Raw genomic sequence first — 11,516 nt, 5'->3', positions numbered from 1 at the left:
GCTCAAGATGCGCGCCCCGATCATCGGCATCTTCGATGCCGGCGGCGCCCGCATCCAGGAGGGCGTCGCCGCGCTCGGCGGCTACGGCGAGGTCTTCCGCCGCAACGTCATGGCCTCCGGCGTCATCCCGCAGATCTCGGTGATCATGGGACCGTGCGCGGGCGGCGACGTCTACTCGCCGGCCATGACCGACTTCATCTTCATGGTCCGCGACACGAGCTACATGTTCGTGACCGGCCCCGACGTGGTGAAGACGGTCACCAACGAGGTCGTGACCGCCGAGGAACTCGGCGGCGCCAAGGTCCACACGACAAAGTCGTCGATCGCCGACGGCTCCTTCGAGAACGACGTCGAGGCGATCCTGCAGATCCGTCGCCTGCTCGACTTCCTCCCGGCCAACAACAGCGACGGCGTGCCGGAGCTCGAGAGCTTCGACGACGTGAACCGGCTCGATGCCTCCCTCGACACGCTGATCCCGGACAATCCGAACAAGCCCTACGACATGGGCGAGTTGATCCGCCGGGTTATCGACGAGGGCGACTTCTTCGAGATCCAGGCGGCCTACGCGCGCAACATCATCACCGGCTTCGGCCGGATCGAGGGCCGCACGGTCGGCTTCGTGGCCAACCAGCCGCTCGTGCTGGCGGGCGTGCTCGATTCGGATGCCTCGCGCAAGGCCGCCCGCTTCGTGCGCTACTGCGACGCCTTCGGCATCCCGATCGTCACCTTCGTGGACGTTCCGGGCTTCCTGCCGGGCACGGCGCAGGAATATGGCGGCCTGATCAAGCACGGCGCCAAGCTGCTGTTCGCCTACTCGCAGGCGACCGTGCCGCTGGTGACGATCATCACCCGCAAGGCCTTCGGCGGTGCCTACACCGTCATGGCGTCGAAGCATGTCGGCGCCGACGTGAACTACGCGTGGCCGACGGCGCAGATCGCCGTGATGGGCGCCAAGGGTGCGGTGGAGATCATCTTCCGGAGCGAGCTCGGCGATCCGGAGAAGATCGCGGTGCGCACGGGCGAGTACGAGGACCGGTTCCTGTCGCCGTTCGTGGCGGCAGAGCGGGGCTATATCGACGAGGTGATCATGCCGCACTCGACCCGGCGCCGGATCGCCCGCGCGCTGGGCATGCTGCGCACCAAGAAGATGGAGCAGCCCTGGAAGAAGCACGACAACATCCCGCTCTGAAGCAGCATCGTCGTCGAATGGCCAAACTGGGAAGCGGAGCTCGGAACCGTGAGCCAATGGCAGCAGGAATACCGTGGCTGGCGCATCTGGCAGGATCGTTCGGCTTTCTACGCGCGCGAACCAGCTAGCCGCTATTCAGCCTGCACGCTCACTGCCACCAGCCTCTGCCGTCTATGGACCGGCGTTGATGCGGTCGAGCGCTCTTATGCTGGGGAGCCTGCACCGATCTGGTACCTGTTTGCGTTGACCTATCCTGAATTCGGCCCAGTTGACCTCAGTGCCGCCTACGACTCCGATCCCACAAATATTTATCGCGCTCGAATTACTTAGTTGGATTAGCTTCGAAAGCGCGGGTTTCTGATAAATGACGCCTTCTTTATATGGAGCGGCAACTGGTCTTGGAGGCCGGCCGTGATTGGTGCCCGTGACCTGCCAGTCTTGTGTCCGGCCTGTCGATGCGGTCGTTCATGTTGACCGCTGGCCCTGATGGTATCTGCCAACTGGGTCCCACTCTGCTTTGCGGGCTGTGATGGCCTGGACATTCGGCGGGGTGTCCCGGCTCCCGTGAAGGAACGGCGGCGGCGCCCGCGAGCACCGATCACGGACTCGTGATTCGGCCTAGAGCAGCGGCCTGGCAGCCTCGGGAAAGCTGTACGCGTGTTGTATGAGGCCGCATCGCCGCCGGCAAAACAGCCAAGTCAGAGCTGTCTTAAATAGCGATCAGGGCTCGCGGAATTGGGCTGGAGCGGGTGAAGGGAATCGAACCCTCGTATTCAGCTTGGAAGGCTGCTGCTCTACCATTGAGCTACACCCGCGCGGGCGGACCGTTAGCATGCCGCCGGGCTCATGAGAAGGTGGGCTCAGGCGAGCCCGAGCGCAGCGCGGGCCTCCGCGGGCGTGGCGACGCGGCGGCCATGCCGGGCCACGGCCTCGGCGGCGAGCCCGACCAGCTCGGCGTTGCTGGCGGCCAGTCGGTCCTTCGTCACCCGGATGTTGTCTTCCAGGCCGGTGCGCACTGCGTCGGCACCGCGGGCGAGCGCCCAGTCCATCACGATCGCTTGATTGCGGCCGATTCCGGCCGCGGTCCAGGTCGCCTGCGGCAGGATCCGCCGCGTCTCGGCGAGCAGGATGTCGAGGAGGTGCTCCTCGGCCGGCATCGCATTCTGGACGCCCATCACGAATTGCACATGCGGGCGGGCGTCGATCAGGCCCGCCTCCACGAGGCGCTTGGCGCCGTGCAGGTGCGAGAGGTCGAAGATCTCGATCTCGGGCCGGACGCCATACTGCTTCATCTGGCTCGCGAGATCGCTCACGAGGCTCGCGGGATTCTCGTAGACGATGGTGGGGAAGTTCACCGAGCCGGTGGACAGGGAAGCCATGTCGGGCCGGTGCTTGAGCGAGAGGCCGCGGGCGGCCGGGTCGCGCCCGCGCCCGCCCGTCGAGAACTGCACGATCATCCCCGGGCAGTGCCGGCGCAGCCCCTCCTGCACGGCGGCGAACTTGTCGGGGTCGGAGGAGGGCGACTCGTCGTCGTTGCGCACGTGGATGTGGCAGAGGGTGGCACCCGCCTCGAAGGCCCGATGCGTCGACTCGATCTGCTCGGGCACGGTGACCGGAACGGCCGGGTTGTCGGTCTTGCGCGGCACCGAGCCGGTGATCGCCACCGCGATGACCACGGGCGCCTCGCTCCGGGATCCTGCCATTCGCCTGTCCTCCCTGCCTCATCCGGCTTCCTCAACTGCGATAGCGCCGCGGAACCCGGATCTGAACCGCCCGGCGCGGGCGGCAGGCCCGTGTGCGCGACATCCCCGGCCGGATGACAGCCCGGACTTCCGTCGTGCCGGACTTCTGTCGTGCCGGACTTGTGTCTTGCCGGCGCTTGCCGCACCTCTCGGCCCGCGAGGCACACGATGAACGACACCGTCCTGGTCCTGAACGGGCCGAACCTGAACCTGCTCGGCAAGCGCCAGCCGGAGATCTACGGCCACGAGACCCTGGCCGACGTCGAGGCCCTGTGCCGCGAGACCGCCGCGGGCTTCGGCCTCGCAGTCGATTTCCGGCAGAGCAACGCCGAGCACGTGCTGATCGACGCGATCCATGCGTTCCGCGTCGGCTCGGCCGGCATCGTCATCAATGCGGGTGCCTACACCCACACCTCGGTGGCGCTCCTCGACGCGCTGAACACCTGCGAGGTGCCGGTGATCGAGTGCCACATCTCGAACGTCCACCGGCGCGAGGCCTTCCGCCACCATTCCTACATCTCGCTCGCCGCGACGGCCGTGCTGGCCGGGTTCGGGACGCACGGCTACGCGCTTGCCATCCGCCATCTCGCGCATCTGCGGGCCGGCAAGCCCCTGCAGGCCGGCAAGCCCCTGCAGGCCGACAAGACCGCTTGAGGCGCGGATAGCGCCGCGATCAGGGTTGACGCTGGCAGAGACAGGGCGGAGGAGGGCGGTCAGGCCCAATTCCCACGCGCTCGTCCCGACCGGACCGGTCCTGAGGTCCCCGGAGAGCGCTTCGAGCGGAGCGCGCACGCCGCATGACCAGTCCCTTCCTGCCCCTCGACCGGACAGTGATCGCCCGCGAGGCGGCCAAGATGTTCCTCGAGATCGGCGCGGTGCTCTTCTACAAGGACGAGCCGTTCAAGTTCACCTCCGGCTGGGCGAGCCCGGTCTACACCGACAGCCGGAAGATCATCTCGTTCCCTCGCCTGCGCTCGACGCTGATGGATTTCGCCACCGCCACGATCGTGCGCGAGATCGGCTACGAGAAGCTGACCCACATCGCCGGCGGCGAGACCGCCGGCATCCCCTTCGCGGCCTGGATCGCCGACCGGATGATGCTGCCGATGCAGTACATCCGCAAGAAACCCAAGGGCTTCGGCCGCAATGCCCAGATCGAGGGCGAGATCGTCGAGGGCGCCCGGACGCTGCTGGTCGAGGACCTCGCCACGGATGGGCGCAGCAAGGTCAATTTCTGCAACGCCCTGCGCGAGTCCGGCGCCCAGGTCGATCACTGCTTCGTGCTGTTCTATTACGACATCTTCCCCGACAGCGCCGCCCTGATGCAGGAGATCGGCATCAAGCTTCACTACCTCACCACGTGGTGGGACGTGCTGGCGGTGGCCAAGGAGATGGGTACCTTCGACCCGAAGACGCTTGCCGAGGTCGAGAGCTTCCTCAACGCCCCGGCGGAGTGGTCGGCCGCCCATGGCGGCATCTCCGCCTTCGGTCAGGCCTGAGGGGGATCGCGATGGGCGTCGCCGAGCTGTTTCCCGCCGAGCGCCAGGAGGCGAAGCCGGTGGATCGGATCACGATCCGCCGACCGGACGACTGGCACATCCACCTGCGCGACGGCGCGATGCTGAAGGCGGTGCTGCCCTACACGGCGGCGCAATTCGCCCGGGGCATCATCATGCCGAACCTCGTGCCGCCGGTGACGACGGTCGCGGCCGCGCAGGCCTATCGCGAGCGGATCCTCGCCGCGCTGCCCGCCGGCCTGGACTTCACGCCGCTGATGACCTGCTATCTGCGGGACGACACCGACCCCGACGAGATCGAGCGCGGCTTCAAGGACAAGGTCTGGGTCGCCGCCAAGCTGTACCCGGCGGGCGCGACCACGAACTCGCATGCGGGCGTCACCGACATCCTCGGGATCGCGCCCGTGCTGGAGCGCATGGAGCGGATCGGAATGCCGCTCCTGATCCACGGCGAGGCGACCGATCCGGAGATCGACATCTTCGACCGCGAGGCCGCCTTCATGGAGGGCAGCCTGATCCCGCTGCTCGGCCGCCATCAGGGGCTGAAGGTCACCGTGGAGCATGCCACCACGGCCGAGATCCTCGACGTGGTCCGGGAGCACCGGAGCCGGTGCGCGGCCACGATCACGCCGCACCACCTCGTGATCAACCGGACGCACATCTTCCAGGGGGGCTTGCGCCCGCACCTGTACTGCCTGCCGGTGGCCAAGCGCGAGCGGCACCGGCTGGCATTGCGCGCGGCCGCGACCTCGGGCGAGGCCTGCTTCTATCTCGGCACCGACACCGCCCCGCATGTCCGCGGCGCCAAGGAGGCGTCCTGCGGCTGCGCCGGCGTGTTCTGCGGGCCTTCCGCGCTCCAGACCTACGTGCAGGTCTTCGACGAGGAGGGGGCGCTCGACAAGTTCGAGGCCTTCGCGTCGCTCAACGGCGCCCGCTTCCACGGGCTGGAGCCGAATGCCGGGACCGTCACCCTGGAGCGCCGGGAGAGCCGCATCGCCGAGGCCGTCGCGGTCGACGACACCGCGGTGGTGGTGTTCCGCGGTGAGGAGACGCTGCCCTGGTCGGTGGCGTGACCGCTTCAGCAAGGCCGCCAGCCGTCACCGCGAGCGCAGCGAAGCGACCCAGGGCAGCGCGACATCGGTGATCGTCGCGCGACACCGGATTGCTTCGCCGCGCTCACAAAGACCGACATCGGCAATCCATCCTTCGAGCGAAAGCCATCTTTGCCTGGATCCAACCTCCGGGTACCGATCGTCCGTCGATCCGGAGGAGGGTAAGATGCAGGACGCGCGACAGGACGGCATCACCGCGCTCGGCGCGGTGGACCTCGCCGCCGCCATCCACGGCCGGGTGATCTCCTGCGTCGAGGTGATGCGCGCCTATCTGGAGCGGATCCACCGGATCAACCCGCAGGTGAACGCCCTCGTGGGCCTCGCCGACGACGCCGCGCTCCTGCGGGAGGCAGAGGCCGCCGACGCCGCGCTGGCGCGGGGAGAGGCCGTCGGCCCGCTGCACGGTTTCCCGCTGGCTGTGAAGGATCTCGACCCGGTCCGCGGCCTGCGCTTCACGCAAGGCTCGCCGATCTTCGCCGACCGGATCGCCGACACCGACTCGATCATGGTGGCTCGCCTGCGCGCCGCCGGGGCGATCTTCATCGGCAAGACCAACGTGCCTGAGTTCGGCCTCGGCTCGCACAGCTTCAACCCGGTCTATGGCGCCACCGGCAACGCCTACGTTCCGGACAGAACCGGGGGCGGGTCGAGCGGCGGGGCCGCAGTGGCGGTGGCCCTGCGGATGCAGCCGGTCGCCGATGGCAGCGACCATGCCGGGTCGCTGCGCAATCCGCCGGCCTTCAACAACTGCTACGGCCTGCGCCCGAGCTGGGGCCGGATCCCCGCGGAGGCCAAGGACGTGTTCAGCCCCGGCCTCGGCGTGCTCGGCGCCATCGGCCGTACGCCCGCCGATATCGGCCTGATGCTCTCCGTCCAGGCGGGCTACGACCCGCGCTGCCCGAACGCCATCCGGCAGGATCCCCTGGCCTTCGCGAGCCCGCTCGCCCGCGACTTCCGCGGGACGCGGATCGCGTGGCTCGGCGATTGCGGCGGCCAGATCCCGTTCGATCCCGGCGTGCTCGAACTCGGACGCTCGGCCCTGGCGACATTCGCGGAGATCGGCTGCACCGTCGAGGAGGCGATGCCGCGCTACGACATGGAGCAGCTGTGGCAGGATTGGCTGGTGCTGCGGGCCTTCACGGTCGCGGCGAATCTCCGCCCGTTCTACGATGAGCCCCGCCACCGGGCGCTGCTGAAGCCGGAGGCCGCCTGGGAGGTGGAGCGTGGGTTGGCGCTCGGCGCCGACCAGATCATCGCGGCCCTGGAGGGGCGCACCCGCTGGTACGAGACCCTGCGCCGCTTCATGGAGGCCTACGACTACGTCGTCATGCCGAGCGCCCAGGTCTTCCCGTTCGACAAGACCCTGCGCTGGCCCGAGACGGTGGGCGGCCACGCGATGGACACCTATCACCGCTGGATGCAGGTCACGATCCCGGCGACGATGTCCGGCCTGCCCGCCCTTGCCGTGCCGGCCGGGTTCGGGGCGGCCGGGTTGCCGACCGGCATTCAGATCGTCGGACCGAACCACGGCGAACTCGCCTGCCTGCAGCTCGGCGCCGCCTACGACGCGGCCAGCAACTGGGTCCGTCGCTATCCGCCGTCGCTGAACTGAGCGGTGCCGCGTCGCGGATTGTGCTTGTGCTGGGACGCGATCCGCTTCCGCTGCATGCGCCCGGGAACGGGTGTCGCGTTTCATGCTCAAGCGCCACCCTCGCCCGGACAGGTGGAGCGCCAGCGGACCGTCATCCGGGACACAGCGCCGCGAGCGCCGCATAGCGGCGCAATGACCGAACCGGCCCGAATGCACGGATGCGTTGACCGGCCCCGCGCTCTCCGCTAAGAGGCCCGACACTTCGCGTGCCGACCATGATCCAGTTCCGAATCATGCGGACGCCGCGAGGCGAGTTCGGATATCCGATGACCACGATCCTTATTGTAGCGGTAGCGTCACCGACGGGGCGGCCCTAAGCGAGGGTCGCGATCCGAGCGGTGGCGCATGCAGGGTCCCTCGGGGCCCTTTTTTGTTGCCCGCTCCGGGGCAGCACGGGATCGGCGCAGACGGGTTACCGACGCGGAAGGCACGTTCGGGCGAGGCGGAGACCGCCCCGCGGGACGAGGGTGCGTGAGAGAGGACGGGGCAGGGCGGCGGTCGTGGACCGCCGTGGCTCCGGAGAGCGCGAGGAGACGAGCATGAGCGGCGAGGTCATGACCGGGGCCGAGATGGTCATCCGGGCCTTCCAGGATCAGGGTGTCGATACGCTGTTCGGGTATCCGGGCGGCGCCGTACTTCCGATCTACGACGCGCTCTTCCACCAGAACGCCGTCAAGCACATCCTCGTCCGCCACGAGCAGGGCGCCGTCCACGCCGCGGAGGGCTATGCCCGCTCCTCCGGCAAGGTCGGCTGCGTCCTCGTCACCTCGGGCCCCGGCGCCACCAACATCGTCACCGGCCTCACCGACGCGATGCTGGATTCGATCCCGCTGGTCTGCATCACCGGCCAGGTCCCGACGCATCTGATCGGCACCGATGCCTTCCAGGAATGCGACACGGTCGGCATCACGCGCCACTGCACGAAGCACAATTACCTGGTCAAATCGATCGACGACCTGCCGCGCATCCTGCACGAGGCGTTCTACGTCGCGGCGAATGGCCGTCCGGGGCCGGTCGTCGTCGACCTGCCCAAGGACATCCAGTTCGCCTCCGGCCTCTACGAGCGCCCGGAGATCGCGAGCCACAAGACCTACCGGCCGGCCGTGAAGGGCGATCCCGACCGGATCCGCGCGGCGGTCGAGCTGATGGCGACCGCGCGCCGGCCGGTCTTCTACACGGGCGGCGGCGTGATCAACTCCGGTCCCGAGGCCTCGCGCCTGCTGCGCGAGCTCGTCCGCGAGACCGGCTTCCCAGTCACCTCGACCCTGATGGGGCTCGGCGCCTATCCGGGCACGGACGCGAAGTTCCTGGGCATGCTCGGCATGCACGGGACCTACGAGGCCAATCTCGCGATGCACGAGTGCGACGTGATGATCTGCGTCGGCGCCCGGTTCGACGACCGGATCACCGGCCGGCTCGACGCGTTCTCGCCGTTCTCGAAGAAGATCCACATCGACGTCGACGCCTCCTCGATCAACAAGGTCGTGAAGGTCGATGTCGGGATCGTCGGCGACTGCGCCTCGGTGCTGGCCGACATGCTGGAGGCGTGGCGCGCCCTGCCGTCGCGGCCGGACAAGTCCAACCTCGAGCCGTGGTTCCAGAAGATCGCGACCTGGAAGGCGCGGGACTGCCTCGCCTACTGGCCGTCCGGCACGATCATCAAGCCGCAATACGCGGTCCAGCGCCTCTACGAGGCCTGCAAGAGCCGCGAGACCTACATCACCACCGAGGTCGGCCAGCACCAGATGTGGGCCGCCCAGTACTTCAAATACGACGAGCCGAACCGCTGGATGACGTCGGGCGGCCTCGGCACGATGGGCTACGGCCTGCCGGCCGCGATCGGCACGCAGCTCGCCCATCCGAACGGGCTCGTCATCGACATCGCCGGCGAGGCCTCGATCCTGATGAACATGCAGGAAATGTCGACGGCGGTTCAGTACCGGCTGCCGATCAAGGTGTTCATCCTGAACAACGAGTATATGGGCATGGTCCGGCAGTGGCAGGAGCTGCTCCACGGCTCGCGCTACTCGCAGAGCTACTCGGAGAGCCTGCCGGATTTCGTGAAGCTCGCGGAGGCCTACGGCGCCAAGGGCATGCGCTGCGAGAAGCCGGGCGACCTCGACGGCGCCATCGCGGAGATGCTCGCTTACGACGGCCCGGTGATCTTCGACTGCATCGTCGACAAGACCGAGAACTGCTTCCCGATGATCCCGTCGGGCAAGGCGCATAACGAGATGCTCCTGTCCGATTACCTCGGCGAGACCGGCGTCGAGCTCGGCGACGTGATCTCCGAGGAAGGCAAGATGCTGGTGTGAGGGAGGGCGGCCCGGCGTCACCGCCGGGCCGCGATCCGCCGCTGCGGCGGCGATAGGTCGAACGACGAGGACAAGGCCGGCGATGAACGCGATGAACACCCACTACCCCGATGCCGTCCGCGTCGAGCCGGTGAACCGGCACACGCTGGCGGTGATCGTCGACAACGAGCCCGGCGTGCTCGCCCGCATCTCGGGCCTGTTCTCCGGCCGCGGTTACAACATCGAGAGCCTCACCGTCTCCGAGACCGAGGAGGCACGCCACATCTCGCGTCTCACCATCGTGACCACGGGCACGAACGCCGTGATCGAGCAGATCAAGGCGCAGCTCGACCGGCTGGTGCCGGTGCACCGGGTCGTGGATCTCACGCTCCAAGGCAACGCGCTGGAGCGCGAGATCTGCCTCGTGAAGGTGAAGGGCGAGGGGGAGCACCGCAGCGAGGCCCTACGTCTGGCCGCCGCCTTCGGCGCCAAGACCCTCGACGCGACGCTCAACTCCTTCGTGTTCGAGCTGACCGGCGCCACCGAGGAGATCGACCGGTTCGTGCGCCTGATGAGCGTGATCGGGCTGGTGGAGATCTGCCGCACCGGCATCAGCGCCATGGGGCGCGGGTCGGAGCCGCTGTAGGATCCGGCGGCCCGGATCTGCTGTTAGGCCCCGTCCCCGCAGGAGGCGGAGCGATGGAAGCCAAGGTCATTCGCTGGGGTGACGATCTCGCCGTGCGGCTGAGCAGCGCGGAGGCTGAGGAACTCGGCATCCGCGAGGGCGAGACCGTGGAGATCGTCTCAAAGCGCCCCCCGCAGCCCGAGCCGACGCAATGGGCCGGGCGCCGGTATGTCGATGGGCTGCCGGTCTACACCCTTGAGGAGATGGTGGCCGAGATGCGCCGTCTCGGCCCCGATTTCGAACCGCCTACGGTGGATTGGGGGCCGGATGTCGGCCCCGAGATCATCGATGACGATGATCCCCGTTGATCCGTTGCATCAGCCGGGAGACCTGATCCTCGTCGAGTTCGGTCCGGTTCGCGGCACCGAGCAGGACGGCCGCCGCCCGGCCCTGATCGTCTCGGAAGCTCTGATGAATGCGGCCACGCGCCGTGTCATCATCTGTCCGATCATCAGCAATATCGAGCCCTGGCCAACCAAGGTCATGCTTCCGGTCGGTCTGCCTGTCCGCGGCGCAGTGCTGACGGATCAGGTCCGATCCATCGATCAGCGGGCGCGTATCTTGAGACGTCTCGGCGTTGCTCCGGCTGCGGTTCTCGCCGAAGTTCGCCACCAGATCGCGAAACTGCTCGGGCTTTGACGCGGCACGCTGTATAGCGGTCCCATGACCGCCCGCACCCTCTACTACGCCCCCGGCGCCTGTTCGCTCGCCGCCCACATCATCCTGGAGGAATCCGGGCTGCCCTACGAGGGCATCAAGCTCGACCTCGCCGCGGGCGACCAGCGCCGGCCGGAATACCTCGCGATCAACGATCGCGGTCGCGTGCCGGCGCTGACCGAGGATGGCTGGGTGCTTACCGAATGCGCTGCCATCATGCGCCACGTCGCCCGTCAGGTGCCGGACACGGGGCTGTGGCCCGCCGACCTGCGGGAACAGGCCGCCGCGGACGAGTGGCTCGGCTGGCTCGCCTGCAACCACCATATCACCTATGCCCATATCCGCCGCCCGGAGCGCTACACGGACGACGAGAGCGCCTTTCCAGGCGTCAAGACCAAGGCCGCCAACACCTACGCCGATCTCGCCACCATGACCGAGGTGCGTCTCTCGCACGGCAACTGGGCGGTGGGCGACCGCTTCAGCGTGGTCGACGCCTACCTGATGGTCTTCTGGTTCTGGGCGAATGGCCCGACGCTCCGCTTCGACATGGCCGGTCGCTTCCCGGCCTGGACCGCCCATGCCCGCCGGGTCGCCGAGCGCCCGGCCGTGCAGGCCGTCTTCACCCGAGAGGGGCTGCCGCTCCCGCGCTGACACGGTCGGGGCGCGGCA

The 11,516-nt window shown here is 68.1% G+C and carries 12 protein-coding genes and 1 tRNA gene; 11 read left to right on the top strand and 2 right to left on the bottom strand.

The annotated features are described in order from the left end of the window. Nucleotides 1-1,189: acyl-CoA carboxylase subunit beta (locus tag BLT59_RS28765; protein WP_091789214.1), on the top strand; the 1,189-nt coding region annotated here is incomplete at its 5' end. A gap of 48 nt (nt 1,190-1,237) precedes the next feature. Then, complete coding sequence (locus BLT59_RS30945) at nt 1,238-1,519, top strand: hypothetical protein (RefSeq protein ID WP_139174147.1); 282 nt, start codon at nt 1,238-1,240, stop codon at nt 1,517-1,519. 411 nt (nt 1,520-1,930) lie between these two features. Here the strand turns inward: BLT59_RS30945 and BLT59_RS28760 are convergent. Together BLT59_RS28760 and BLT59_RS28755 are read right to left on the bottom strand one after the other, a co-directional pair. Next, nucleotides 1,931-2,004, bottom strand: a tRNA-Gly gene (locus BLT59_RS28760). Between the two features lie 45 nt (nt 2,005-2,049). Further along, nucleotides 2,050-2,892, bottom strand: a complete 843-nt coding sequence (locus BLT59_RS28755; protein ID WP_091789211.1) for a 3-oxoadipate:acetyl-CoA acetyltransferase — start codon at nt 2,890-2,892, stop codon at nt 2,050-2,052. 207 nt (nt 2,893-3,099) lie between these two features. On the opposite strand from BLT59_RS28755, the gene aroQ reads away from it, so the two are divergent. From aroQ to BLT59_RS28710, 9 genes are all read left to right on the top strand, one after another. Then, a complete protein-coding gene (aroQ, locus tag BLT59_RS28750) occupies nt 3,100-3,585 on the top strand; it encodes a type II 3-dehydroquinate dehydratase (protein ID WP_091789208.1) in 486 nt (161 codons plus the stop codon). A 143-nt stretch (nt 3,586-3,728) separates the two neighbouring features. Further along, nucleotides 3,729-4,430, top strand: coding sequence for an orotate phosphoribosyltransferase (locus BLT59_RS28745; protein WP_091789205.1), 702 nt, complete (start codon nt 3,729-3,731; stop codon nt 4,428-4,430). Nucleotides 4,431-4,441: 11 nt separating this feature from the next. Beyond that, nucleotides 4,442-5,521, top strand: a complete 1,080-nt coding sequence (gene pyrC / locus BLT59_RS28740; protein WP_091789202.1) for a dihydroorotase — start codon at nt 4,442-4,444, stop codon at nt 5,519-5,521. Nucleotides 5,522-5,726: 205 nt separating this feature from the next. Continuing rightward, nucleotides 5,727-7,172 carry an amidase gene (locus BLT59_RS28735; protein ID WP_091789200.1) on the top strand — a complete coding sequence of 482 codons (1,446 nt, stop codon included), beginning with the start codon at nt 5,727-5,729 and terminating at the stop codon, nt 7,170-7,172. 578 nt (nt 7,173-7,750) lie between these two features. Further along, a complete protein-coding gene (locus BLT59_RS28730) occupies nt 7,751-9,526 on the top strand; it encodes an acetolactate synthase 3 large subunit (protein ID WP_091789196.1) in 1,776 nt (591 codons plus the stop codon). A gap of 82 nt (nt 9,527-9,608) precedes the next feature. Continuing rightward, entirely contained in the window at nt 9,609-10,151 is a 543-nt protein-coding gene (gene ilvN / locus BLT59_RS28725; RefSeq protein ID WP_091789193.1) for an acetolactate synthase small subunit, read from the top strand. A gap of 53 nt (nt 10,152-10,204) precedes the next feature. Next, a complete protein-coding gene (locus tag BLT59_RS28720) occupies nt 10,205-10,498 on the top strand; it encodes an AbrB/MazE/SpoVT family DNA-binding domain-containing protein (protein ID WP_091789191.1) in 294 nt (97 codons plus the stop codon). After that, entirely contained in the window at nt 10,479-10,829 is a 351-nt protein-coding gene (locus tag BLT59_RS28715) for a type II toxin-antitoxin system PemK/MazF family toxin (RefSeq protein WP_091789188.1), read from the top strand. The genes BLT59_RS28720 and BLT59_RS28715 overlap by 20 nt, the downstream gene beginning before the upstream one ends. Nucleotides 10,830-10,853: 24 nt before the next feature. Next, nucleotides 10,854-11,498: a glutathione S-transferase family protein gene (locus BLT59_RS28710; protein WP_091789187.1), complete on the top strand. Its 645-nt coding sequence runs from the start codon at nt 10,854-10,856 to the stop codon at nt 11,496-11,498. The last annotated feature ends 18 nt before the right edge of the window (nt 11,499-11,516 follow it).

The organism is Methylobacterium sp. UNC378MF (genome assembly GCF_900103195.1).
Taxonomy (GTDB): Bacteria; Pseudomonadota; Alphaproteobacteria; order Rhizobiales; family Beijerinckiaceae; genus Methylobacterium.
Note: the sequence above shows the minus strand (reverse complement) of the source record. Positions and strands in the feature narration are given on the sequence as shown.

What these genes read in the sequence shown, in the direction of transcription:
- BLT59_RS28755 (WP_091789211.1), bottom strand. Translation starts at nt 2,892, where the DNA reads ATGGCAGGATCCCGGAGCGAGGCGCCCGTGGTCATCGCGGTGGCGATC.
- aroQ (WP_091789208.1), top strand. Translation starts at nt 3,100, where the DNA reads ATGAACGACACCGTCCTGGTCCTGAACGGGCCGAACCTGAACCTGCTC.
- BLT59_RS28745 (WP_091789205.1), top strand. Translation starts at nt 3,729, where the DNA reads ATGACCAGTCCCTTCCTGCCCCTCGACCGGACAGTGATCGCCCGCGAG.
- pyrC (WP_091789202.1), top strand. Translation starts at nt 4,442, where the DNA reads ATGGGCGTCGCCGAGCTGTTTCCCGCCGAGCGCCAGGAGGCGAAGCCG.
- BLT59_RS28735 (WP_091789200.1), top strand. Translation starts at nt 5,727, where the DNA reads ATGCAGGACGCGCGACAGGACGGCATCACCGCGCTCGGCGCGGTGGAC.
- BLT59_RS28730 (WP_091789196.1), top strand. Translation starts at nt 7,751, where the DNA reads ATGAGCGGCGAGGTCATGACCGGGGCCGAGATGGTCATCCGGGCCTTC.
- ilvN (WP_091789193.1), top strand. Translation starts at nt 9,609, where the DNA reads ATGAACGCGATGAACACCCACTACCCCGATGCCGTCCGCGTCGAGCCG.
- BLT59_RS28720 (WP_091789191.1), top strand. Translation starts at nt 10,205, where the DNA reads ATGGAAGCCAAGGTCATTCGCTGGGGTGACGATCTCGCCGTGCGGCTG.
- BLT59_RS28715 (WP_091789188.1), top strand. Translation starts at nt 10,479, where the DNA reads ATGACGATGATCCCCGTTGATCCGTTGCATCAGCCGGGAGACCTGATC.
- BLT59_RS28710 (WP_091789187.1), top strand. Translation starts at nt 10,854, where the DNA reads ATGACCGCCCGCACCCTCTACTACGCCCCCGGCGCCTGTTCGCTCGCC.